This is a genomic window from Dechloromonas sp. CZR5 (assembly GCF_008711155.1).
GTDB lineage: Bacteria > Pseudomonadota > Gammaproteobacteria > Burkholderiales > Rhodocyclaceae > Azonexus.
In genome coordinates, this window is record NZ_VUYQ01000002.1 from 321,874 (window position 1) to 345,987 (window position 24,114).

A 24,114-nucleotide genomic window follows, 5' to 3' on the forward strand; every position below is an offset into this window, starting at 1 on the left:
ATCCCTGAATTCAGTGTGCCGCGCCTTCCCGGGGCAGAACCGGGAAGCGGCGGGTGATGATGATGTAACCGAGCACTTCGAGCGCGAACATGCCGATGGTGACCAGCATTTCGGCGATGCTCGGGAAATAGTTCCAGCCGTGGTCCACGCCCAGGCCGGTGTCGTAGCCGATCAGGAAGCCATTCACGCGCAGCAGCACACCGCCCATCATGATCGCGCAGCCGGCCAGGAACAGCCGGGCCGGGTTACGACGGGCGCCACGTGTGCCGACCAGCAGGTAAGGCAGCGAGAAGCAGCCGATTTCCAGCCAGAAGAAGAAGGCTTCCAGGCTCGGCTTGAGGGCATTTCCGAGCGCCCCGCGCACAACCAGATCGCCAAAGCGGACGACGAGGAAAACCGTCAGCATGCCGAGCATGATCTTGGCCATGGGCTGCAGCAGGTGCAATTCGATTTCGCGGCGATAGGCCGCCGACGCCACGCAGGATTCGAAGAGCACGATGCCGTAGCCGATGGTCACCGCCGACAGTAGATAGAGCAGCGGCACGACCGGCGTCTGCCACAGCGGATTGACCTGCGGCCCCATGACCACGAGCAGCGTGCCGAGCGACGACTGGTGCATCATCGGCAACAAGGTGCCGAGGGCGATGAAGAAGAAAAGCACCTTCTCCAGCTTCTTCTTTTGCACCTTCAGACCCCACTGCTCCATGAAGACCGGCGAAAATTCGATCCACATCACCAGGATGTAGGCCGAGATGCAGACCGCCACCTCGAACATCACCGAATTGGGATTGGCATAGGCCGGCGACAGGATGTGCCAGAAATTCCACCAGCGGCCGAGGTCGAACAGCACGCCGACACCGGCCAGGGTGTAGCCGAACAGCGAGGCGAGCAGCGCCGGACGCACCATCGGGTGATACTGGCCGCGGTTGAAGATGTAGACCAGCATGGCCACCGAGAAGCCGCCGCAGGCGAAGGCCGAGCCGATGACCACGTCGAAGACGACCCAGATGCCCCACGGGTAGCCGTCGTTGAGGTTGGTGACCGCCCCCAGCCCGAAAATGAAACGGACGAAGAGTACGGCGAACATGGCGGCGATCAGCAGGCTGCAGATCATCACCGGCAGGTTGAACAACTTGCCGCCGACCGGGGCGGCGGGATGATGGGCGCTCATGACTGCCCTCCCTTCTCGTTATCGTCTTCCGGCACCACGTTGCGCTTGGCGACCCAGGTCAGGCCGGCAAGCACGGCGATCGGCATCATCAGGCCGCCGTACAGCGTGTGCTGGATAGTTTCCGAGGTCGCGGCCGAGGATTTCGGCGGCAGGTCGGGCATGCCGGCTTTCTGGAAGTTCACCGCCGACAGCTTGAGCACCTGCGTGCCGCCATATTCCTTCTCGCCATAGACGTGCTGCAGGTAGTTGCCGACTTGCGCCTGATAGCTTTGGTCCGGCTCATCGCGCCAACCATGGCGATGCTTATGGCCCTTGCCGTCCTCGCCGCCTGCCAGCACCTTTTCCTGTGCCGGGCGCAGACGGCCGCGCGGAATGGTCGTCCATTCGCCGGGCTTCAGTGCCAGGCGGCGCTTGGCTTCGGCCAGCAAATCCTCGGTGCGGCCGAACAGCGTTGCGCCGGTCGGGCAAACCTCGGCACAGGCCGAATAGTGGCCGTCCTTGTGGCGATGCCGGCACAGCTCGCACTTGCCGATCTTGCCGGTCGGCGAATCGTACTGGTACTTGGGAATGCCGAACGGGCACGCGGCAACGCAGTAGCGGCAGCCGATGCAGGCATCCGGGTCGTAGCCGACCACCCCGGTCACCGGATCCTTGATCATCGCCGATACCGGGCAGGCCGACACGCAGGAGGGGTCGGCGCAATGCATGCACGAGGTCTTCATGAACGAGAAGCCGTTTAGCTCGCTGTCCTTCGTTTCCATCGTGCCGTTGCGGTACATCTTGATTAGGTTGAAGGTATGGCCGGTCGTATCGAGCGGCGTATCCCACAACTTGTCCACGGCGGTGAATTCGGCCGGATTGTCGTTGGCCTTCTTGCAGGCCGCCACGCAAGCCTGGCAACCGACGCACAGCGTGGCATCGTAGAGCAGGCCCAAGCCCTCCGGCGGGCGCTGCAGCGTGTCGCGGGCGCAGGCCGTTTCGGGCAGCACGGCAGAGGCCGCCGCCGCGCCGCCGGCCAGGCAGCCGCGCAGGAAATCACGTCTCGTGGTCATCTCAGACCTCCGTCGATTCGGTGGCTTTGCTGCCGTCCTTCTTGGCCTTTTCCATTTCCTCGGCCTTGTGCGACAGCCCGAGGTTCCTGGCGACCATCGCCCCGGCGCCGGCTGCGGCACCGGCCACGGCAGCCAGCACGGCAGCGGAACCCAGTGTCGCGCCGACGCCCTTTTCCTCGACGATGCGCGGCAGGAAGGCGGAAGGTTCGATGTTCTTCAGCTTGGCGACGGTATGGATCGGCTTGCTGAAGCCGACGCCCTGCTCGGTACAGCCGATGCACGGGTGGCCGCAGGCGACCGGCCAGGTGCCGGCACCGGCATCGCCGAACATGATGACCGAGCAGTTGGCATAGGTTTCCGGCCCCTTGCAGCCCAGCTTGTACAGGCAATAACCCTTGCGGTGGCCGTCGTCGCCGAAATCCATGGCGAAGCGACCGGCGTCGAAATGGGCGCGGCGTTCGCAGTTTTCGTGGATGAGGCGCGAATAGGCGAATTTCGGCCGGCCGAGATGATCGACCTCCGGCAGCTTGCCGAAGGTCAGGAAATGAACGACCGTCGACAGGAAGTTGTATGGATTGGGCGGGCAGCCGGGAATGGTCACCACCGGCTTGCCGAGGACCTCGGCCACGCCGCTGGAGCCGGTGGGGCTGGAGGTTGCACCGGGAATGGACGGAATCGTCGATGGCATACCGCCCCACGAGGCGCACGAGCCGATGGCGATCACCGCCGCCGCGTCCGCCGCGCATTCCTTGGCCAGCTCGATGGCCGTCTTGCCGCCGATCTTGCAGTAAACCCCGCCATCCTTGGTCGGGATCGCCCCTTCGATCACCAGGATGTACTTGCCCTTGTTCTCTTCCATCGCCGCCTTGCGCGCCGCTTCGACCTGATGGCCGGCCGCGGCGAACAGCGTCTCGTGGTAATCGAGCGAAATGACGTCGAGGATCAGCTTGTCCAGCGTCGGATGCTCGGCACGCAGGATCGATTCCGTGCACCCGGTGCACTCCTGGAAATGCAGCCAGATCACGCTCGGGCGCTTCTTGATGGCGACCGCTTCGGCCACGGCGGCATCCGCCCCTTGCGGAAGGCCCAGCGTGGTCGCCATGGCGGCGCAGAACTGCAAAAACTCGCGGCGGGTCATCGACAGCCGATTGGCAGCCGCCTCGATGCGCTCATCCCGCTCCAGCGAAATCAGATTTTGATTGGCCATTTTTCTCCCCTTGTTGTTTCATCGCGGTCACCGCTGACCGACGATCTCTCTCTGCTGGGAGGGCCTGATTGAAATTTAGTGAATGCTTTTATTGATACTCAATGTAGCAACAGGCAGGCCAGATTTCAAAAGCCATGCAATTCAGCAAGTTGCCAAATCCGGTGTTCGCCGAAAGCAAAAAAACAAGGGAAAAACGTCCACTTCAAGACACAATGTGATCAAGCACTTGTCAGCCCTTAGAACTACACCTTTGGCAGATGCATGCAAACGTCACCGGGAATGCAGTCCGCGTCACATGCTGCTCAACTCGCCAACCACACCCTGTTCCGGCCACTTTGCTTGGCCTGGTACATCGCCTCGTCGGCACTCTTGGCGAGCGTGATTTCATCCTGACCGTCGTCGGGATAGAGCGCCACGCCCAGGCTGCACGAAATGGTCAGCTCGCGACCATCCAGCACGAAAGGCCTGGCAATCGCCTGGCGCAGTTTTTCGGCCAGCAAGCGAGCCGCTTCGGCATCGGCCAGCATGGGCATGAGTACCACGAACTCATCGCCCCCGATACGGCCAACCGTGTCGGAGGCACGCACGGTTTCTTTCATCCGCTGCGCCACTTGGCGCAGCAGGAGATCGCCCACTGCATGCCCAAAGCTGTCATTTATTGGCTTGAAGCGGTCCAGATCAACGAAAATCAACCCAAAATGCCCATCGTTCCGCTTGGCCCTTGCCAATTCATTGCCCAGACGGTCACTGAACAAGGCCCGGTTGGGCAAGCCAGTCAACGGGTCGTGCTGGGCCATGTGGCGCAGCTCTTCGGTCATCCCGGCCGCCAGCCGCAGCGCACGCTCGCGCCCGGTTACCATGAACCACGAAAGGAGGGCCAGGGAAAGACTCAGGATGAATCCGGTTGCCGCAATGAGGCCCGCCACGTTGCGACCGTAACGCTCATCGAATTCGCGCAGGCTGTGCAGCGATAGCGTCCAGGTACGCCCGGCCACCACCATGTATTCATTGGCATGCAATCCGTCATGCCGCGCCAGCTCGGAGCGATTGCCAACGCTGTACATCAGTGCATTGGCCGTCGGCTCGGCCCCGTCGTAGATGTCGAGAACGACACCGGGCAAGGAGGTGCCGTACAGGCTGGCCATGAAGTCTTCCACATAGAACGCCGCGTAAATCCAGCCGATCAGGTGGCTGCGCCGCTGGGCAACCGTATCACGGGACTGGCCGTGGGCATAGACCGGCAGATACATGATGAATCCCGGCTGCGCTTCCGGCTTCTTGTCGATTGCCAGGCGAACCTTGGCGGTAATCGCGGCCTGTCCGGAGTCGCGTGCGCGCTCCATCGCCATGCGCCGGTCCGGATTGGCCCAGATATCGAGTCCCGGAGGCAACCAATTGCGACCCAGTTGTGGCTCGCGCTGAATGATCGGCGTATAGAACTCGCGATCGCCTTCCGGATAGACAGCGTAGTTGACTACTCCCAGTCCGCGCATGACCGCCTCGTGGGCTTTTTTCTGAGTGCCCGGCACCCGATCGACCAGCCCGATAATCTGTACGCCCGAGAAATTGGCGTCGAGCTGCAAGGTCTCGACATAGTCGCGAAATGCTGCACGGTTCTTCAGGCCGGTCGTCGCAAACAGACCCTGCAGCCCGCGCAGCATCTGTTCGTGCGCGGCCACCCGCTGCTCCACCCGGCTGACCGTGTCGCGTAACGCAAAGTCGAATTGCGCCCGGACTTCCTTGCGACTGGTCCGGGATTCATGTTTCCAGAGCAGCCAGGTAACCGAAAGAGTAACCGCCAGGACGATCCAGGGCAGCAGGCGCGACAGCCTGGACATCTGGAAGGCATGAGGAATGCTCACTTCCCCCCCGGAAAGTTGACCATGTTCATCGCCATTTCCGGCTTGAAGTATTTTTCGAAAATACGCCTGATGGTTCCGTCCTTGCGCATTTCACTCAGCAATGCCCGCCATCTTTCCTGCTCTTCAGGCGACAGTGCCGTCTTCGACATGATCAGCCCGTGCAAGACAGGTGGATCGTTGAATGCGATGATGCTGGAAGCCTCGCGAATCCGCTTTTCATCCAGCGCCGGATAATCGAAAGGCTCGATGATCATCCCCTGGATGTGATTGAGCATCAACGCCTGATAAAGCGGTTCGAGACCGCCGGCCTGGCTGACCCGGTTGGCCTGGTACAAACTATCAACCAGGCGGTTCGCCGATTCGCTGTAGCGGAAACTGCGAATCACGCCCAGCTGCAAGCGGGCATTGCGTTCAAAATCAGCATGCGTGCCGACACCGCTGTCCTTGCGGACGAGCAGATAGTACTTGTTGGAAAAATACCAGGCGAATGAGGCAAATTTCTCCCGCTCGGGATTGGTGATACCGGACAGACTGAAATCCAGCGCCCCGGACTCGATCAGCTGCCAGATCCGCGCACGCGGCATCACATTGACGATCACCTTGCACCCCGAACGACGGATCAACTCGTCGGCCACATCCTTGTCGATGCCGGTATCGGTAGCCATCGTGTAGAGCAGGCCATGCTCGTGCAAGGCCAGGCTGTAGGCGCGCGCGCAGCCATATCCCGTGGCCCCGGCCGAGGAGACAAGGCAGCATGCCAGCAACGATGCGAAGAGATAGCGACGGATCATCCACCCCCCGATGGAACAGCGGCAACATTGTGTCGGGTGATCATACCGATTCATATCGAGTTCAGCATCGGTAAATTCACACGAACAAGCTTCCGTGGCCGACAGCACGCTCGGAGAAACATGAATGACATCCCGGCGCCCCGGGAATCGGTATGCAGCCGGGGCTAGCGGTGCCCGGTCGTACCTTGACGTCGGGCGACCCAGGCCTGCCCCAGGGCCAGGCCGCCATCGTTGGGCGGAGCCTGCCGTGCTTCCAGCAGGCCGACGCCAGCACCCAGCAAATGGTCGCTCAGGGCCGTCATGAGGACGGCATTCATGGCACAACCGCCGCCCACGGCGACCTTGGCCTCCGCCGACCGTTCGAGCGCTGCAACGACCAAGGCCCCGAGGCCGGCCGCCAAAGTCGCGTGGAACAGTGCGGCGCCACGGGCCGCCTCGTTCTTGCACCCCAGCAAGGCAGGCAACAGGGGGGAGAGATCGAGAATGCTGCCGTTGTCGCGCAGCACATAGCCGCCGGGCAGCGGCGCGACGGAACCATGCCTCGCCGCCAGCCCTTCGAGTTCCATGGCCGCCTGCCCCTCGAACTGCATCAGGTCGCGCAGACCGAGCAGGCCGGCCGCCGCATCGAACCAACGGCCCAGACTGGTCGTTGGCGGACAGCGCAGTTTCCGGTCGAGCATGCTCAGCAGCGGACCGGGATCGCGCCCCGGATAGTATTGGTGAATCCAGCCGCCGACCCGATATCCCAGGCCGGCCCCATGCAAGGCGGAGACGGCCATCCGCCACGGCTCCTTGGCCGCCCGGTCGCCGCCCGGCATGGCCAGCGCCTGCAGATGACCGATGCGCGAGCAGGAAGCGCCATCGAGGCGGAGCAATTCCCCGCCCCAGGCCGCGCCGTCCGGACCGAGGCCGACGCCGTCGATCGCCAGGCCAAGAAGCGGCCCGTTGTACCCCTGCTCGGCGCAAATCGCCGCAATGTGCGCATGATGATGCCCTACTGCCTGCGCCGGAACGTCGTATTCCTCGGCCAGTCGCAGGGCGAGATGGGTGGACGGAAAATCCGGATGCAGGTCGTGGGCCACGATGTCCGGCCTGACATCGAGAATGTCCAGCAGGTGGCCGACCGTCTCCTCCAGAAAACCGATGGCCGCGACATTGTCCAGTCCGCCCACATGCTGTGACAGAAAGGCCTCGCGCCCCTTCATGACGCAAATCGTGTTCTTCAGATAGCCCCCCAGCGCCAGCACCGTCGGCCCGTCGTCGGCCAGGGGAATGGGCACCGGCACGTAGCCGCGCGCCCGGCGGATGAAGGCGGGGCCTTGCGGCGTGGCGCGCACGACCGAGTCGTCGCAGCGGGTCACGATATCCCGGTCGTGCAGAAGAAAAGCGTCGGCGATCTTGCCATCGCTGCCGCCCAGACGCGCCAGCGCCTCGGCATTGTCGATGACCAGCGGCTCGCCATGCGGATTCGCGCTGGTCATCACCAGCAGCAGCGCATGCACCTCGCCAAGCCAGGCCGTACCGGCGGGACGACCGGCAGCTTCATGCCAGAGCAGCAGGTGCAGCGGCGTCGCCGGCAACATGGCGCCGAGCCAGGCCAGGCCGGGCGCGATACCCGACAAGTCGACCGCCCCCTTCGGGCACAGCACGACCGGGGCGGCCAGGCTGCGCAACAGTGCGCGTTCGCCGTCGCCCAGCTGCGTAATGCCGGCCAGCGAAACCGGATTGAGCCCCATCACGGCAAAAGGCTTGGCCTCGCGCTGCTTGCGTTCGCGCAATTCGGCCACCGCCGCGGGGTTGCGTGCATCGCAAGCCAGGTGGAAACCGCCTAGCCCCTTGATGGCGACGATTTTGCCGGCACGCAGCAGACCCAGGGTTGCGGCAACCGGATCGCCGGCCAGCGGCTGGCCGTCTGCATCCAGCAGGCGCAGTTGCGGCCCGCAATCCGGACAGCAGGTGGTTTCGGCATGGAAGCGGCGATCCGCCGGGTCCGCATATTCGACGGCGCAAGGCTCGCACAGCGGAAAGCCGCTCAGGCTGGTCTGCGCCCGGTCGTAGGGGATACGCCGGCTGACCGTATAACGCGGCCCGCAATGCGTACATGTCGTAAAGGCATAGCGCCAGCGACGGCTGGCCGGATCGCAGATGTCGGCCAGACATGCCGGGCAGATCGCCGCATCCGGACCGATGGCGGTTTTGACTTCGCCGCCAAGGCTCTCGACGATGGAAAAGCCCTCGCCCTCTACCGCGCAGGCTTCTTCGTCGATGGCGTCGATGCGGGCCAGGCGCGGCGCCTCGCTGCGCAAACGTGCCGCGAAGCCGGCCATCTGCTCGCCGGCGATAGCGATGCGCACGCCGGCCCCATCGTTGCAGACCCAGCCGCGCAAGCCGAGTTCGCAAGCAATACGCCAGACGGCAGGCCGAAAACCAACGCCCTGAACCAGCCCCCGAACCCGGAGCAGCCGGCCGTTCATGCCGTCATCGGGCGGCGAGTTGCCGCTCCAGTTCGGCAATGCGTGCCTTCAGCGCGTCGACGCTCTCGCCATGCTTGCCACGTTGCATTTCGAGGCCGGCTTCGATCCAGTCCAGCCAGGCACTCAGGCCGTCGCCGCTGGTTGCCGACACGCGGAAGATGGTCAGGTCCGGATTGACACGACGGGCGTTGGCTTCAGCCAGGTCGGCATCGAAGCTCAGGTAGGGCAGCAGATCGCACTTGTTGAGCAGCATGACGTCGGCGGCGGCGAACATGTCCGGGTACTTGAGCGGCTTGTCTTCACCTTCGGTGACCGACAGGATGGCGACCTTGTGATGCTCGCCGAGGTCGAAGGCGGCCGGGCAGACGAGGTTGCCGACGTTCTCGATCAGGAACAGCGATTCGTCCTTCGGCTGCAGGCGCTGCATGGCGTGGCCGACCATGTGACCGTCGAGGTGGCACCCCTTGCCGGTATTGATCTGAATGGCCGGCACGCCGGTGGCGCGGATACGCTCGGCGTCGTTGGCGGTCTGCTGGTCGCCCTCGACGACATTGATGGCGACCTTGTCCTTCAACAGCTCGATGGTCTTGCAGAGCAGCGTGGTCTTGCCGGAGCCGGGACTGGAAACGAGATTCAGCACGAAGATGCCGCGCTCGTCGAACCATTGGCGGTTGGCGGCGGCATAGGTGTTGTTCTTGGACAGGATGTCCTGTTCGATCTGCACCATGCGCGCCTGGCTCATGCCCGGCACATGGGCGCGCGCCGGGCCGGTGCCGTAGTCGAGATCGCCACCGATGGCATGTTCGTGGTGATGATGATGCTCGTGCTCATGTTCGTGCGCATGGCTGTGCGTACTTCCGTCGGCATGGGCATGCTCGTGCGTGTGGGCGTGCCCATGGGCGTGGTCGCCCTGATGCACATGCTCATGAACGTGTGTCGTGCCGTCGGCATGCGTATGCGGGTGGGCATGCGCCCCGGCCGGCGGCGCGTCGTGGCCGTGCGCGTGATCCTGCTCGTGCTCATGGCTGTGCGTATGCACCGTGCCGTCGGCGTGCACATGCGTATGCTCGTGCGCCCCGCCCTCGATCTTCACTTCACCCGCTCCGCAACCGCAAACCGTACACATCCTTGTCTCCTTTAGTCGATCCCGATCACTCGATCTCAATTTCCTTGACCCGCATCTCCGTACCGCCGGTTGCCTGTACCTGGTGACTGCCGCAGGTCGGGCAGGCGCCATACAGCTCTTGCATCGGCACGGTCGCCGCACATTTCATGCACCACCCGCAGCCCGGCACGTCGACAATCTCCAGCGTCGCACCGTCGGCGATACTGCCGCGGATGACGGCATCGAAGCAAAAGCGCAGTGCTTCGGGCTGCACCGACGACATGCGGCCGATCTCAAGCACCACCAGCTTCACGCGCCAGGCCTGCTCGCGCCGGGCCGTCTCTTCGACAAGTTGGAGTACGCCTTCGGCGAGCGACATTTCATGCATCGTGCAATTCCACAACATAGGGCAGGCAGGGGTCGGCCGCCAGTATCGCCTGATCCAGCCCCTGGCGGGCTTGATCCAGGGTAACAAAACGACGATTGGCCAGCAGGGCGGTCAACGCGCGGGCATCGGCAAACAGGCTGTCGGTCGGCGCCTGGACGCGATAACGGACGACCTTGCCATCCCCGACATGCACGGCATGCGTCAACACGCCCCGTGCCGTCAGCGTCTGCCCGATTCCCCACCCGGCGCCGCCGGCCGAGGCAATCGGGAAAGGACGTCCGGTTTCCAGGGCATCCAGGGCGGTCTCGATCTCGCGCAATCGAGAGCAGTAGATGGCCGACACCGACTCAGGCAACGGCTGGGCGGGCATCTGCGCCTGCATGCCTTGCCAGTAACCCAGCCAGGCGTCGGGCGCCAACACGGGCGCGGCCTGCGGATGCAGGTCGTCGCCACCCGCCAGGCGCGCCAGGCAAGACTCGGCCAGAGGGGCGAGGATCGTATCGACCAGCTTCGCTGTGGAAGCGACGACATCGTCGCCGTTGCGCCCGGAACGCCAGGCGACGAACGCCTCCTTGGCCGGCGGCAGGCCGACAGCGACGGGCCAGTCAAGCAGCAGCCGCCACAGGTTCTCGTGCAGCACCTCGATCCATAGTTCGGCATGATCCGGCGTGCGCGGCGTCTCGCCCAGGGCGGCGTTGACCGCCGCCTGCGCCGCCACCCGCTGGGCATGGGCGCAGAGCGTGAACAGGTAAGGCACCGTCTTGATCACCACATCCGGCAACTGGCCGATGAACAGGCGGGTCACCGACGGTCGCTGGAGGTCGACGGCAATATCGCGCAACGCCCCTCCCTCGTGGGTGGCGTGAACGAGCAGTTGCCCGGGCGAGGTCATCGCCCCAGACCGAGAAAGGCCCGCCGCCCGGAAGTCGCCTTGGCAGGGGGGGCTTCCGGCGCCGCCATGGGCTCGGCGTGCAGCGCATGGCTCACCGCCAACGCGGTCAGCCGGGCCTGCTCCTGTGTCGGAAACTCGAAGGCGGGCGAAAACAGCGAGCAAAGATGATAGTTGCCGAGACGCTCCTCCTCGGCGACGGTGAATTCGTAATCGCCGGAGGGAAAGCGCCAGCCATGCTTGCTGCAGGCGGCCAGGGCGGGCCAGCCCGTTTCCTGACCGGGCAGGCACAGGAGGTTGATGGCCCAGGGGGTAATCATCACGCCTGCCCAATGGCCGTGCGACGACCGCGCGAAACCGACGGCCTCGACGTTCAGGGCCGTATTGCAGATCGGCAGGTCGGCCATCCGGGTACGCGCAATGTCGGCAAACACCGATACCAGTTCGGACGACGGATCGTTCGCCCAGACCTTCACCGCCTCACCTCCGCCTGGCGGAAAAAATGAAAGACGGCAGCCGGCCCGCTGTTCACCCGAGCACCATGAATTTATGCCTGGGCGCATCGCAGCCCGGGCAACACCAGTCGTCCGGCAACTCGGCAAACGGTACTCCCGGCGGAATGCCGCGTACGTCGTCGCCCTGCTCCGGGTCGTAGACCCACCAGCAAATACCGCACTCCAACTTGTCTTCCGGCTTGACGCCGAGATGTGAACCTTCGAATCGCATTGTCAGTGATCAGCTTGGTGGTTGGCGAAATGCCCTCGACGTTTCCGCTGGCATCCCGGCCTTCAGCGCATGCCGGGAAGTCGGGAAACGCACGCCCATGCTAACGCGAGTACGCGCCGCCGCGCCAGCGGCATGATCGCGCCGGCTCAGACGGTCTCAACCATCATCTCGAGGTATTCACCCAGACGTTCGACCGAGTCGCCGAAGTCCTCGTCGGCCGCCAGCGCCACATCGGGCATGCCGACGATTTCGATGGAGTTCAGGATCAGCGTATCCATGCTGTTGAAGTACTGCACCCACCAGACATTCTGCAGCCGCGTGCTGGTGATGCGGCAATTGCCGTAGCCGCGCGACAGCAGCGATACCTCGCGGTGCCCCAGCCAGCCGTACAAGGTATCGAGATCGGCGTCGGAAACCGGCAGCAGGGTCAGGTTGATGACGTGCGCCGGCTGGCCCGGCTTGAACGCGGCGGCCTGCATGCGGATTTCCTCGACCAGGGCCTGGGCGTTCATGCAGCCGGCCGGATAGTCGGGAGGCGGCAGCATCGCGTCGGCTGCTCGCAACATGGCATCAGTGAGCACCACAGGAATGGCGCCGGTTTCCAGGCGGTCGACCAGCATCGCGCCATCGTCGGCCATTTTGAGTACGCGCCAGATGCCGGCGAAAGCCGTCTCCTGCACACGCCAATGCTCCGGCGCGGTGGTAAAGGCACTGACCTCGCCAAAACCCATCGACTGGTTGATCACATCGCGCACCCCGGCCTCCAGCCCGAGCAGGTCGAGTTTCGCACCGCCGGCCATGCCGGCATGCGCCGCCCCCTCGAGGAAGACCCCGAGCAGACGGGCCGCCTGGTCGACGGATTCCGGCGAGGCGTTGTCGGGCAGTCGCGGCTGGTGGAAGGTTTCCATGCCTTGGGGCATGGGCAGGTAGTCCGGCGCTTCCTCGCCCTGGGAACCCGGCCCCATGGCGACGACGGAAATCGGGAAAGGACGCATCGTCGACGGATTCATACGCAACCTCCAGGCGCAGCAACACGAACAGGAATGCCGATCGGTTTCGGCTGGGACGGACCGCTCAGCAGGCGGGCAACTTCGGCCTGGTATTCGCCCCAGTCGCGGATACCGTTGAGGGAGCCGACGAACTCGCCGTCACGCAGGAAAACAACCGCCGGCGCCCGCGCAATGCCAAATTTCTGCATCAGGGCCGGTGCCGTATCGGGTCCCGCGACATGGCGGGAAATCCGGTCGCCCAGCGGTTTGAGCGCTTCGGGCAGGATGACGCAGGCGTCGAGCACCTCGAGATTGCGCTGCGGGTCCTCGGTGACCAGTACGGCCGCGAGGCCGTCGGGAAACTCGGGGCTGTCGCCTTCGAGACGGCGGAAAGCGTGCTTGCTCTGCAGGCGGGCGATAGCCGACTGCAAACGGTCGAGCGAGGTCGGACCGGGAGAGAGTTGGAGGCTCATGATTGTTGTGTCCTCAAGAAATCTGGGAGCTGGGGTTCGTGATCAAGGTCCGCGAAAAAGGCGGAAAAATCGGTGGCGCCGGACTGCGCGGCGGCCAGCGCATCGAGCGCCGCGTTGACTGCCGCGGCCCGCTCGGCGGGGATGATCTCGCGCGCCGCATCGAGAAAGGTCAGCAGCCAGGTTCCCGGCGGCTGCATGCCGACCAGGCTGAGATCGACCCGTCGCTCGCCGTCGCGACTGCTACAGCGGGCGAAGTGTTCGCCGGATTCGATCACTTGGGCAGGAATGCCGAGGCACATGTCAGAACAGTCCTTCCGCCGCGCAAACCCGCGACAGTGCGGCGCACACGGTGAGCCCGGAGCTCACGCCGCCTCCATGTTGAGAAAACGGGCATCGCCCAAACGATAGGCCTGATTGGCCGACGGACGTTCGCCCTCATAGATATCGATGGCCAGCGCCGTATCAGTGATCGCTTCGGCTGCTTCGGTTCGGACACGCCCGGGCGCCCCCCACCGCGACAGCCAGTCGAGCGCCTTGTCGAGCGCCGGGGCCATCTGCGCCTTGACCACATCGCGCAGGCTGCCGCCGTAGTCCTCGAGTTCTTCGGGCTGCACGCCGATCAGCACCAGTTCCTGCGGCAGCTTGCCGGTCAGCTCGGCGGCCATCAGCACCTCCTGGAAACCGGTCTGGTGCAGGCTCATCTTCTTGGCCCCCATGAAGCGCGGCACCTGATCGCCGATCACTTCGCGCATCGTCCCCGGCTCGTCGCCGTAATCGACGGCATCGAAGACCAGCAGGCAATCGGCTTCCTGCACATAGGGCAACAGGTAGAGGCCCTGCGTGCCGCCATCCATCAAGTTCACTTGCGGCGGGAAGCTCCAGCCTTCGTTCAAGGCCTCGACACAGCGCACGCCGAAGCCTTCATCGGCCCACAGCAGGTTGCCGATACCGAGAACCAGAATGCGTTTGGAATCCATCGTCATCTTCCGAAAAAAACGCCCCGGTCGCGTGAGGGTGCGAGCCGGGGCAAACGCAAGGTAAACCTTAAACCTGACCGCTGGCGAGCGCGCACCGGCAGCAACGCCGCACGGCAAGCACCGACAACACGGCCCGGGCAAACATGGCCATCAGTCCTTGAACATCCGCCAGCCGCTGATCATGGTCGAGATCAACGATTGGCGACTCATGATGTCCTCGCGGATGGCCGCATAAACATGCACCAGCACGAAAGTCATCATGATCCACATGCCCAGACGGTGCAGGTTATGCACCTGCAGCGAACCGCCCAGCATCGGAATCACCCAGCCGAACAGGCTGTCGCTCCAGGTACCCAGTCCGGCGCCTTCGCTGTACAAGGCGAAACCGGTGAACACCATGCCGACCGCCAGTACGGTGAAGAAGAAGAACATCATCAGTTGGGCCATCGGGTTGTGACCGACGTATTTCTTGGGCGTCTTTTCGAGGAACATGTACCAGCGCAACTCGAAAAACACTTCGCTCCACCACTGCGGATTGGTGATCGGCAGCTTGAAAATCTGCTTGGCGTGGTGGTTGCCGACAATGGCCCAGTAAATGCGACCGAGCAGGCCAATGGCGAAGATGTAGGCCGCAGCGAAATGGGCAAAACGGATGTAGCCCATCAGGAAGTTCTCGGCCGCTTCACCGGGCACCGTCGGCAAGGGCTGGCCGATGAAGTAGCCGGTCACCGCGAGAACCACCATGCACAAGGCATTTATCCAGTGCCACAGGCGGACCGGTGCTTCATAGACGTAGATCGAACGGACTTGTTTACCGTGCCGTTCGGCCTCCAGCATGTCCTGTTGAGAGAGCATGATTGCCTCCTTTCCGGACCGCTCAGCGGACCTTGACCGACGTCATTTCCTGGCCGTCCGGGCTCATCACGTGCGTCGAGCAGGCCAGGCAGGGATCGAAGGAATGCAGCGTACGCAGGATTTCCAGCGGCTCGTCCGCCTTGGCGACCGGGGTATCCATCAGCGAGGCCTCGAAGGCGCCGATCTGGCCCTTGTGGTCGCGCGGACCGCCGTTCCAGGTGGTCGGCACGACGCACTGGTAATTGTCGATCTTGGTGTCCTTGATCTTGATCCAGTGGCCGAGTGCGCCGCGCGGGGCTTCGGTGAAGCCGGCCCCCATGGCTTCCTTCGGCCAGGTGCTCGGTTCCCATTTCTCGATGTTGGCGGTGTTCAGATCGCCAGCCTTCAGGTTGGCCATCAGCTTGTCGAATTGCTGGCTCTGCAGCTTGGCGCAGTACGCCGTTTCCAGACCGCGCGCCGCCGTGCGGCCGAGCGTCGAGAACAGCGCGGTGACCGGTACGTCGAGCTTCTTCAGGGCACCGTCGACCAGTGCGTGGATTTCCGGATACTGCTTCGGCTGCAGGTAGCCGAGCACCATGCGCGGCAGGCAGCCGACTTCCATGGCGTGACCGCGCCAGCGCGGCGCCTTGATCCACGAATACTTGCCGCCTTCGTCCAGTTCCTTGATGTTGGTCTTCGTGCCCTTGGTGTTCGGGCCGAGGACGAAGCTGGGTTCGGTCACGCCGTCGAAGGGGTGCAGGCCCTTGGTTTCGTCCGGGTACTTGTACCAGGAATGGGCGACGTATTCCTGGATCTGCTCCGGGTCCTTCAGATCGACCGGGTGGATTTCGTCGAGCTTGCCGTTGATGATCGCGCCGCGCGGCAGCAGGAGGTTGCCCGAGGTGTAGTCGTTGGCCTTCTGTGGAATATCGCCATAGGACAGCAAGTTCTTCGACGACAAACCGCCGCCGTACAGCCAGCCTTTGTAGAACGAACCGATGGCCAGCAAATCGGGAATGTAGACCTGCTCGACGAATTCGGTGGCGCGGTCGATGATGCTCTTGACCAGGTTCAGGCGCTCCATGTTCACCGCGCCGACGGCACCGACGCCTTCGAGGTTGATGGCGCAGGGTACGCCGCCGACCAACCAGTTCGGGTGCGGATTCTTGCCGCCGAAGATGGTATGGACCTTGACCAGGTCCTTCTGGAAGTCGAGCGCTTCGAGGTAGTGCGCCACGGCCATCAGGTTGGCTTCCGGCGGCAGCTTGTAGGCCGGGTTGCCCCAGTAGCCGTTCATGAAGGGACCGAGCTGGCCCGATTCGACGAATTTCTTCAGGCGGTTCTGTATATCGCGGAAGTAGCCCGGCGACGACAAGGGCCACGACGAAATGCTCTGGGCCAGCGTCGACGTCGCCTTCGGATCGGCCTTCAGCGCCGACACGACATCGACCCAGTCCAGCGCATGCAGATGATAGAAGTGCACCAGATGGTCGTGAATATAGAGATTCAACTGCATCAGGTTGCGGATGGTGTTGGCGTTTTCCGGAATCTTGATATTCAGCGCATCCTCGACCGAACGCACCGAGGTCAGCGCATGGGTGCCGGTACACACGCCGCAGATGCGTTCGGTGAAGGCCCAGGCGTCGCGCGGATCGCGGCCCTTGAGGATGACTTCCAGACCGCGCCACATGGTGCCGGTGGACACGGCGTTGCGGATGACGTTCTTGTCGTCGAGGTTCACTTCCACGCGCAGGTGGCCCTCGATACGGCAGACCGGGTCGACGACGACGCGCTTGCCGGAATTGTCGAGCTTGAAGCCCTGGGTTTCGTAGGCAGCCATCTAATTATTCCCCCTTCTGTTCTTCACTGGTGCTGGCAGATTCGCCGGCCTTCTGGCGGGCGCGAGCCAGTGCCGTCACGGCAGCATGGGCGGCAATGGCGGCGCCGACGGTGCCGGCGGCGGCCTTGCCGATGGAGTCGGCGTTCGCTTCGGCGCCGAACGGCGTGATCGAGGTCACGCGGTCGTAGAAGCTGCCCTTGTCCCAGAAGCCTTCTTCCGAGCAGCCGATACAGCCGTGGCCGGATTGCACCGGCCAGCTGACGCCGCCGTTCCAGCGCATCGACGAACAGGCGTTGTAGGTGGTTGGCCCCTTGCAACCCATCTTGTACAGGCAGTAACCCTTGCGTGCGCCCTCGTCGTCCCAGGCTTCGGCGAACTGGCCGGCATCGAAGTGGCCGCGGCGGTAGCACTTGTCATGGATGCGCTGGCCGTAGAACATCTTCGGCCGGCCCTGGCGATCCAGCTCGGGGATGCGGTCGAAGGTCAGCATGTAGGTCACGACACCGGTCATGACTTCGGCAATCGGCGGGCAACCCGGCACGTTGATGATCGGTTTGCCGGAAATCACCTTGTGCACCGGCGTGGCGCGGGTCGGATTCGGCTTGGCGGCCTGCACGCAGCCGTAGGAGGCGCAGGCCCCCCAGCTGATGATCGCCTTGGCGTCGGCACAGGTTTCCTTCAGGACTTCAACGAAGGGCCGGCCGCCGTGGATGCAGAACATGCCGTCTTCGTTGAGAGGCGGATTGCCTTCGACGGCCACGATGTAGTTGCCCTTGTACTTCTTCTTGACCTCCTCAATGATCGCCTCGGCCTGATGGCCGGCCGCCGCCATCAGCGTGTCGTCGTAGTCGAGGGAGAGCATGGAGAGCACGACATCCTTGGTCAGCGGGTGTGCCGAACGGATGAAGGACTCGGAACAGCAGGTGCACTCCAGACCGTGCAGCCAGATCACCGGCGTGCGGGCCTTGGTTTCCAGCGCATGCGCGATGCGCGGTGCAGCCGCGGAGCCCAGCCCGAGCGACGTTGCGGTCAGACTGCAGAATTTCAGGAAGCTGCGCCGGGTGATGCCCTGGCGGCGCAGCACTTCATAGAATGTTTCTGTCACTTGGCAATCCCCCGTTGGTTGTTTCGTGTGCTGGGCAACCAACGCAAGGCGTGTGCCACGCTCGAGCAAGGTAGATTTTATTGATGAAAATCAAAGCGCTTACCGACAAGCAAACAAACACCCGGTAGCTCTCGCCACCAGCTGACTGGAAAACAAACATCCAAAGTGGACGGATTTATTCCACGGGAAATATGAAGTTGCTCGCCACAATTGATCAGCATCACCACAACTCCGACGGAGTCGTTTTAAAATCCGCGCAAGGAGAAGCGAGTGCCCACAATCATCGAGCTGGTAAAAAATCGTAGCGATCGCATTTCGCCGGAAACCACCCTGCGCACGGTTGCAGCGCGCATGCTTGAGCATGGCATCTCATCCGTCATCGTCGTCGACGAGGGGGCGGCCATCGGCATCGTTACCGAAAGCGACCTGCTGCGCGTCATGCGTCGCGACGGGTCTCCGGAACAGCCAGCCCGGGAAATAATGAGCAGCCCGGTACACAGTGTTACGGCGGAAACTGACTTCCGGACGGCCTATCGGGAAGCGGCGAACCTCGGCATTCGTCGCATTGTCGTCACCGACCAGGCCGGATTGCCGCTCGGCACGGTTACCGAATCCGATTTCCGCAAGCACCTCGGACCGGACTTCTTCATGCATCTGAACAGCGTCGACACGTTGATGGAGACGAGCTTTCCGCGCCTGCCGCCGACTGCCGTGCTCGGCGATGCGCTGACCGCCATGGAAGCGGTCCGGTGCAGCTGTGCGGTCGTCGTCGACGGACGCAAACCCCTCGGTATCGTGACCGAACACGATGTGGTCCGCTTTTTCCTGCGTGGCGAATGCGGGCTGCCCTTGGGCAGTGTCATGACCAGCCCGACGATCAGCATCGACCGCGAGCGACCACTGGCCCAGGCGGCCCAACACATGCTCGATCATGGCATTCGCCACCTGACCGTCGTCGATCGCGCCGGCCATCTGGTTGGCCTGTTGTCTGAACACGCGCTGATGTCCCCGCTCAAGCACGAGCTGCTGGAGCATGCCCTTTGTGAGCGGCAGGCCATGGAGCAGGCCCGCGAGAAACTGATGGAAGACACCGCGCGCAAGGAACGCTACCAGCGCGCACTGCTCGACAACTTTCCCTTTCCGGTCTGGCTCAAGGATACCGAGTCGCGCTTCCTGACAGTCAATCGTGCCTTCAGCGAAGCCGTGGAATCTCAGCGGGCCGATGAACTGATCGGCAAGAATGACCTTGATATCTGGCCTTCGGCGCTGGCCGAGCACTACCTCGCCGACGACCGGGCGGTCATGGCGTCGCGACAAAAGCGAATTGTCGTCGAACCCATCATGCTCGGCCACAACGCCGTCTGGCACGAGACCTACAAGGCGCCCGTGGTCGACAACGACGGTGTGCTGCTGGGCACGGTCGGATTTGCCCAGGACATTTCAGAACGCAGGCGCGCCGACGCAGCGATGCACCTGCGCAATACGGCCTTGTCGGCACTCATCGGCGGCGACAGCCAGGAAAAGGTCCTCGAACTGATCGCACGGTCATTCGAGGCAGAAATTCCCGGGTGGCGCTGCTCGGTCATGCTGGCCGACCAGCAGGGCACATCGCTGCACATCGGTGCCGCCCCCAGCATGCCGCCAGCCTATCACCAGGCGGTCAAGGGGCTGGTCATTGCCCCCGACTCGGGCTCGTCCGGCGCTGCCGCGGCGCTTCGCCAGCGGGTCATCGTCGACAATGTATTCGAACACCCGAACTGGGCCCGGCACCGCGACCTTGCGAAGGCGGGCGATTTCTCGGCATGCTGGTCCGAACCGGTCATCGGCTCCTGCGGGCAGCTGCTGGGCACCTTCACGGCCTATTACCGCTCGCCGACGAAGCCAACGGAGGCCTATCTCGGCCTGATCGCCCAGGCGGCGCAAATGACCGCGCTGATCATCGAGCATGTGCGCAATGCCCAAGGACTGAGCAGCAGCCTGAATACCTTTCGCGGCATTTTCGACAGCATTGGCGAGGCTCTGTTCATCCAGGCCGACGACCGACGGTTTCTCGATGCCAACAGCAGCGCCGAGCAGCTTTTCGGTTTTCCGCGCAGCGAACTGCTCGGCCAGACGCATGAGTTTCTGGTCCTGCCCGGCCTGTGCGACCTGCCGGCCATCGACGTCCGGATCGACGCGGCCCTCTCCGGGGTGCCGCAGGTCTTCGAGACGTTGGCCCGCAACGCCCGGGATCAGGTTTTTCCGATCGAAGTGCGCCTCCGTACGGCAAGCTACTTTGGCCGCTCCGTCCTGATCGCTTCCGCCGTCGACATCGCGGAACGGAAAAACGCCGCCTTGCGACTGGAAATCGAGCATGATCTGGCGCAAAGCCTCGCCACCGAGCCGAGTCCCGACCTTGTCATGGCCTCCGTGCTCAAAGCCATGTTGCGCTTCCCCGAGTTCAGCGTCGGCAGCGCCTATCTTCCCCAACCGGACGGCAGCTACCAGCTGCTGGTTCACGAAGGCCTGTCCCTCGAATTCATCGGCAAGACACTCAGTTTCCCCGCCGCCAGCCCTTTTGCCCGCCAGGCCAGTCAGAGCAAGCCGGCCTGCATGCGGTACACCGGCACCGGCGAACGACCCGATACCTATCCGCTGGACCCGTCGATCCTGCACGCCGACGGATTACGCTGCCTGGTGCAACTACCCATTCTGATCGACGAACTCCCCATTGCCTGCCTGCTTCTGGGGGGGAAACTGACCTCGTGCGTTTCCGAGGCCACACTGCAGTCGCTGGAACTTCTCGGCCATTCCATCGGCCAGACCGTGCAGCGGCTGACCGCCCTTGATGAATCCCGGCGCCTGCAACAGAACCTGAGCGGCATCTTCGATGCGCTGAGCGATTTCATCTTCGTCCTTGATAGCGAGGGTGCCATCCTGCATTACAACCGGGCGGTGACCGAAACCCTCGGCTACGACCAGGACACGCTTAAAGGCAAACCCATTCTGAACGTCCATCCCGCCAACCTGCGGGAGCAGGCCGAAGAGCGGATGGCCGACATCGTTGCCGGCCACGCCGGCAGCTGCCCGCTGCCGATTCTGTGCGCCAACGGTAGCGAAATCCAGATCGAAACCCGGATAACGCGTGGCTACTGGGACGGGAAACCGGCGCTGATCTGCGTTTCCCAGGACATCAGCGAGCGTTTGCGCGCGGAGGACAGACAGCGTCTGGCTGCCAGCGTGTTCGACAATGCCCACGAAGGCATCATGATCACCGACCAGACCGGCAGAATCGTCGAGGTCAACAGTACCTTTACCGACCTGACCGGCTACAGCCGCGCCGAAGCCATCGGCCAGACCCCGGACCTGCTCAAGTCAGGGCACCACGATGCCGCCTTCTACGAACAAATGTGGCAGACGATCGAGCAGGACGACTACTGGCAGGGAGAAATCTGGAACCGGAAGAAATCCGGTGAAATATTCGTCGAACAGCTGACCATTTCAGCTGTGCATGACCGGAGCGGCGCGATCTCCCACTATGTCGCCATCTTCTCGGACATCACGGTCATCAAGCAGCACCAGCAACGCCTCGAGCACCTGGCCCACTTCGACGCCCTGACCCAGTTGCCCAACCGCATGCTGCTTGGCGATCGCATGCAACTGGCGATGGCGCAGACCGAACGCAGCAGCAAGATGCTGGCCGTCTGCTACCTCGACCTCGACAACTTCAAACCGATCAACGACGAGTTTGGCCACTCGGTCGGCGACTACCTGCTGATCGACGTGGCCCAGCGCCTGAAGACCTGCGTCCGGGCCGGAGATACCGTCGCCCGCCTGGGCGGCGACGAGTTCGTGCTGCTCATCACCAATCTCGAAGACCTGCACGAATGCGAGCTCGCCATGGGGCGCATCATCAACGCGCTGGCCCAGCCTTTCCGCGTCTCGCAGCGCCATGTTTCAGTCGCCGCGAGTATCGGCGTGACACTCTACCCGCATGACGGCGCCGACTCCGACACCCTGCTTCGCCATGCCGACCAGGCGATGTATGCGGCCAAGCAGGCAGGCCGCAACCGCTATCACCTGTTCGACCCGGAAAACGACCGCCGCGCCCGGATTCGCCGGGAGGAAATCGGCCGCATTCGCGAAGCCCTGGCCAAGAGCGAATTCCAGCTCTACTTCCAGCCCAAGGTGGACATGCGCAAGGGAACGGTGGTCGGGGCCGAAGCGTTGATTCGCTGGCAGCACCCCGAGCGCGGCGTTCTTCTGCCAGCCAGCTTCCTGCCCGTCGTCGAAGGAACCGAAACGGCCATCGAAATCGGCGACTGGGTGATCAACGAAAGCCTGAGACAGCTCGATGCCTGGCTAAGCGAATCGGGCATCCGGGTTTCGGTCAGCATCAACATCGCCGGCAACCACCTGCAGAACCCCGGGTTCTCACAGCGCCTGGGCGAATTGCTGAGCCGCTACCCCGCGGTGCTTCCCGAACAGATCGAACTTGAAATCCTCGAAACGGCGGCTCTCGCCGATGTCGGCACCACCGCCGCTCTGTTTGCGGAATGTCGCAACCTCGGCGTCAGCTTCGCGCTGGACGACTTCGGCACCGGCTATTCCTCGCTGACCTATTTCCGGCGACTCCCCGCCGACATCCTGAAAATCGACCAGTCCTTCGTTCGCGACATGCTCGACAATCCGGATGACCTGGCCATCGTCGAAGGGGTCATCGGCCTGACCCAGGCTTTCCGTCGCTCCGTCATCGCCGAAGGGGTCGAGACCGTCGAGCATGGCCTGGTACTCCTCCTGCTCGGTTGCGACATGGCTCAGGGTTTCGGCATCGCCCGCCCGATGCCCGCCGAAGAATTGCCGGCATGGATCGCCGGGTTCCAGCCGGATGAATTGTGGAATCTGGGCACCGCCTTCAACTGGTCGCGCGAAGACCTGCCCATGCTGATCGCCGAAGTGGACCACAAGCGCTGGACCCGTTCCCTCCACGCCTATCTGGACGACACAACGGGAGATACCCCTCCTCCAGCCGCCGAGCATACGACCTGCCGCTTTGCGCGCTGGTACAACAGCGCCGGAAGTCGGCGTTACGCAGCGATCGAGTCCTTCAAGGCGATCCCCGAAATCCACGCCCGCGCCCATGCCATCGGGACGCAACTGATCTGCCAAAAACAGGCCGGCGACACCCCTCTACCCGAAGCGCTACGCGAGGAATTCTCTGCCTGCACGGCAGAATTGAACCAGCGAATTCGGCAAACCCAGGCCGAGGTCCTGATTTCCGCTCAATCCAGAAGGCGATAGGCCGACGACTCGAGCTGGCGGACAGCCGCCAGCAAGGCATCAATCGCGCGCGGCCGGACAAACCCGGCCCGCCAGGCGAGCGCGACACGACGCGACGGTGCCGGCGGCGCAAACGGGATCACGCTGATCAAATCGTTGCTGTACGGGTATTGCAACGCGCTGTCGGGTAGCACGGAAACCCCCAGCCCCGAGGCCACCATGCAGCGGATGGTACCGATCGAATGCCCGAGACGAATGCCCGTTTCCGGACTGCTGACCTGCGGACAGGCCCCCAGCACCTGGTCGCGGAAGCAGTTGCCGGCCTTGAGCAACAGGACTTCGTCACCCGCGACTTCCTCCGGCAGGATGACTTGCTTCCGTTCCCAAGCGTGGCCGCGCGGAACGATGACCTTGAACGCTTCGTCGTACACCGCGCGGGTGACAACGCCAGGCATCTCGAACGGAAGCGCCAGGATGGCAACATCGATTTCGTTGTCGCGCAACATCTCGGCCAGGCTGGCGGTCATGTTCTCCTCGATGGCCAATGGCATCTCGGGGGCCAGGCGGCGTAACGACTGAATCAACAAGGGGAGCAGATAGGGGCCGATCGTATGAATGACTCCGAGGCGCAACGGCCCCTGCAACTGGTTGCGTCCCCACATCGCGATCTGGCGCACCTGCTCCGCCTCCTCGAGCGTCCGCTGCGCCTGCTCGACCACCCGGATACCCACCGCGCTCGGGCTGACGAAACCCTTGCCGCGTTCGAACAACTGCACGCCCAGTTCATCTTCGAGGCGCGCGATGGCGACGCTCAGGGTCGGTTGGCTGACGGAACAACGTTCTGCCGCCCGACTGAAATTTCCATCCTGGGCCAAGGCCACGATGTAGCGCAATTCGGTCAATGTCATGCGATTCTCCCAAAGAGCGGGCTCAGGTAAAGCCCACTTCAACTATAGGGCCTAACTATAGCCT

General features: G+C 63.3%; 20 protein-coding genes. 1 reads left to right on the plus strand and 19 read right to left on the minus strand.

From position 1 onward, the window contains the following. Positions 1-10: 10 nt before the first annotated feature. From hybB to F1002_RS06700, 18 genes are all read right to left on the minus strand, one after another. Entirely contained in the window at positions 11-1,171 is a 1,161-nt protein-coding gene (gene hybB / locus F1002_RS06615) for a Ni/Fe-hydrogenase cytochrome b subunit (RefSeq protein WP_150428227.1), read from the minus strand. After that, a complete protein-coding gene (gene hybA / locus F1002_RS06620; protein WP_150428228.1) occupies positions 1,168-2,223 on the minus strand; it encodes a hydrogenase 2 operon protein HybA in 1,056 nt (351 codons plus the stop codon). The genes hybB and hybA overlap by 4 nt, the downstream gene beginning before the upstream one ends. A 1-nt stretch (position 2,224) precedes the next feature. Next, positions 2,225-3,430, minus strand: a complete 1,206-nt coding sequence (locus F1002_RS06625) for a hydrogenase small subunit (protein ID WP_150428229.1) — start codon at positions 3,428-3,430, stop codon at positions 2,225-2,227. 302 nt (positions 3,431-3,732) lie between these two features. Continuing rightward, on the minus strand, positions 3,733-5,292 hold the full coding sequence (locus F1002_RS06630) for a CHASE domain-containing protein (RefSeq protein WP_150428230.1): 1,560 nt from the start codon (positions 5,290-5,292) through the stop codon (positions 3,733-3,735). Next, complete coding sequence (locus F1002_RS06635) at positions 5,289-6,083, minus strand: ABC transporter substrate-binding protein (protein WP_150428231.1); 795 nt, start codon at positions 6,081-6,083, stop codon at positions 5,289-5,291. Before F1002_RS06635 ends, F1002_RS06630 begins: the two co-directional genes overlap by 4 nt. Before the next feature lie 164 nt (positions 6,084-6,247). After that, positions 6,248-8,596, minus strand: coding sequence for a carbamoyltransferase HypF (hypF, locus tag F1002_RS06640; protein ID WP_223879490.1), 2,349 nt, complete (start codon positions 8,594-8,596; stop codon positions 6,248-6,250). Beyond that, positions 8,562-9,650, minus strand: coding sequence for a hydrogenase nickel incorporation protein HypB (hypB, locus tag F1002_RS06645; protein WP_370452125.1), 1,089 nt, complete (start codon positions 9,648-9,650; stop codon positions 8,562-8,564). The genes hypF and hypB overlap by 35 nt, the downstream gene beginning before the upstream one ends. 58 nt (positions 9,651-9,708) lie before the next feature. Beyond that, positions 9,709-10,050 (minus strand): hydrogenase maturation nickel metallochaperone HypA, encoded by a 342-nt coding sequence (gene hypA, locus F1002_RS06650; RefSeq protein WP_150428233.1) that lies wholly within the window; start codon positions 10,048-10,050, stop codon positions 9,709-9,711. Further along, positions 10,043-10,942 carry a hypothetical protein gene (locus tag F1002_RS06655; RefSeq protein ID WP_150428234.1) on the minus strand — a complete coding sequence of 300 codons (900 nt, stop codon included), beginning with the start codon at positions 10,940-10,942 and terminating at the stop codon, positions 10,043-10,045. The genes hypA and F1002_RS06655 overlap by 8 nt, the downstream gene beginning before the upstream one ends. Further along, entirely contained in the window at positions 10,939-11,415 is a 477-nt protein-coding gene (gene hybE / locus F1002_RS06660; RefSeq protein ID WP_191090326.1) for a [NiFe]-hydrogenase assembly chaperone HybE, read from the minus strand. Before hybE ends, F1002_RS06655 begins: the two co-directional genes overlap by 4 nt. Before the next feature lie 52 nt (positions 11,416-11,467). Further along, positions 11,468-11,665 carry a rubredoxin gene (locus F1002_RS06665; RefSeq protein ID WP_150428236.1) on the minus strand — a complete coding sequence of 66 codons (198 nt, stop codon included), beginning with the start codon at positions 11,663-11,665 and terminating at the stop codon, positions 11,468-11,470. Positions 11,666-11,811: 146 nt separating this feature from the next. Further along, positions 11,812-12,675, minus strand: coding sequence for a hydrogenase expression/formation protein (locus tag F1002_RS06670; RefSeq protein WP_150428237.1), 864 nt, complete (start codon positions 12,673-12,675; stop codon positions 11,812-11,814). Further along, on the minus strand, positions 12,672-13,127 hold the full coding sequence (locus F1002_RS06675) for a hypothetical protein (protein WP_150428238.1): 456 nt from the start codon (positions 13,125-13,127) through the stop codon (positions 12,672-12,674). The genes F1002_RS06670 and F1002_RS06675 overlap by 4 nt, the downstream gene beginning before the upstream one ends. Further along, complete coding sequence (locus F1002_RS06680; protein WP_150428239.1) at positions 13,124-13,426, minus strand: HypC/HybG/HupF family hydrogenase formation chaperone; 303 nt, start codon at positions 13,424-13,426, stop codon at positions 13,124-13,126. The genes F1002_RS06675 and F1002_RS06680 overlap by 4 nt, the downstream gene beginning before the upstream one ends. Before the next feature lie 63 nt (positions 13,427-13,489). After that, positions 13,490-14,104, minus strand: a complete 615-nt coding sequence (locus tag F1002_RS06685; protein WP_150428240.1) for a HyaD/HybD family hydrogenase maturation endopeptidase — start codon at positions 14,102-14,104, stop codon at positions 13,490-13,492. Between the two features lie 150 nt (positions 14,105-14,254). Beyond that, the gene (cybH, locus tag F1002_RS06690; RefSeq protein WP_150428241.1) at positions 14,255-14,959 is read right to left on the minus strand and encodes a Ni/Fe-hydrogenase, b-type cytochrome subunit; all 705 of its coding nucleotides are present in this window, start codon (positions 14,957-14,959) and stop codon (positions 14,255-14,257) included. 22 nt (positions 14,960-14,981) lie between these two features. Further along, entirely contained in the window at positions 14,982-16,778 is a 1,797-nt protein-coding gene (locus F1002_RS06695) for a nickel-dependent hydrogenase large subunit (protein WP_150428242.1), read from the minus strand. A gap of 4 nt (positions 16,779-16,782) precedes the next feature. Further along, positions 16,783-17,883 carry a hydrogenase small subunit gene (locus tag F1002_RS06700; RefSeq protein WP_150428243.1) on the minus strand — a complete coding sequence of 367 codons (1,101 nt, stop codon included), beginning with the start codon at positions 17,881-17,883 and terminating at the stop codon, positions 16,783-16,785. Between the two features lie 270 nt (positions 17,884-18,153). Here F1002_RS06700 and F1002_RS06705 point away from each other — a divergent pair, with 270 nt between their 5' ends. Beyond that, positions 18,154-23,163 (plus strand): EAL domain-containing protein, encoded by a 5,010-nt coding sequence (locus F1002_RS06705; RefSeq protein ID WP_150428244.1) that lies wholly within the window; start codon positions 18,154-18,156, stop codon positions 23,161-23,163. Here the strand turns inward: F1002_RS06705 and F1002_RS06710 are convergent. Then, positions 23,145-24,050 carry a hydrogen peroxide-inducible genes activator gene (locus F1002_RS06710; RefSeq protein WP_150428245.1) on the minus strand — a complete coding sequence of 302 codons (906 nt, stop codon included), beginning with the start codon at positions 24,048-24,050 and terminating at the stop codon, positions 23,145-23,147. The genes F1002_RS06705 and F1002_RS06710 overlap by 19 nt on opposite strands. Positions 24,051-24,114 lie beyond the last annotated feature (64 nt).

What these genes read in the sequence shown, in the direction of transcription:
- hybB (WP_150428227.1), bottom strand. Translation starts at nt 1,171, where the DNA reads ATGAGCGCCCATCATCCCGCCGCCCCGGTCGGCGGCAAGTTGTTCAAC.
- hybA (WP_150428228.1), bottom strand. Translation starts at nt 2,223, where the DNA reads ATGACCACGAGACGTGATTTCCTGCGCGGCTGCCTGGCCGGCGGCGCG.
- F1002_RS06625 (WP_150428229.1), bottom strand. Translation starts at nt 3,430, where the DNA reads ATGGCCAATCAAAATCTGATTTCGCTGGAGCGGGATGAGCGCATCGAG.
- F1002_RS06635 (WP_150428231.1), bottom strand. Translation starts at nt 6,083, where the DNA reads ATGATCCGTCGCTATCTCTTCGCATCGTTGCTGGCATGCTGCCTTGTC.
- hypA (WP_150428233.1), bottom strand. Translation starts at nt 10,050, where the DNA reads ATGCATGAAATGTCGCTCGCCGAAGGCGTACTCCAACTTGTCGAAGAG.
- F1002_RS06655 (WP_150428234.1), bottom strand. Translation starts at nt 10,942, where the DNA reads ATGACCTCGCCCGGGCAACTGCTCGTTCACGCCACCCACGAGGGAGGG.
- F1002_RS06665 (WP_150428236.1), bottom strand. Translation starts at nt 11,665, where the DNA reads ATGCGATTCGAAGGTTCACATCTCGGCGTCAAGCCGGAAGACAAGTTG.
- F1002_RS06670 (WP_150428237.1), bottom strand. Translation starts at nt 12,675, where the DNA reads ATGAATCCGTCGACGATGCGTCCTTTCCCGATTTCCGTCGTCGCCATG.
- F1002_RS06675 (WP_150428238.1), bottom strand. Translation starts at nt 13,127, where the DNA reads ATGAGCCTCCAACTCTCTCCCGGTCCGACCTCGCTCGACCGTTTGCAG.
- F1002_RS06680 (WP_150428239.1), bottom strand. Translation starts at nt 13,426, where the DNA reads ATGTGCCTCGGCATTCCTGCCCAAGTGATCGAATCCGGCGAACACTTC.
- F1002_RS06685 (WP_150428240.1), bottom strand. Translation starts at nt 14,104, where the DNA reads ATGGATTCCAAACGCATTCTGGTTCTCGGTATCGGCAACCTGCTGTGG.
- cybH (WP_150428241.1), bottom strand. Translation starts at nt 14,959, where the DNA reads ATGCTCTCTCAACAGGACATGCTGGAGGCCGAACGGCACGGTAAACAA.
- F1002_RS06695 (WP_150428242.1), bottom strand. Translation starts at nt 16,778, where the DNA reads ATGGCTGCCTACGAAACCCAGGGCTTCAAGCTCGACAATTCCGGCAAG.
- F1002_RS06710 (WP_150428245.1), bottom strand. Translation starts at nt 24,050, where the DNA reads ATGACATTGACCGAATTGCGCTACATCGTGGCCTTGGCCCAGGATGGA.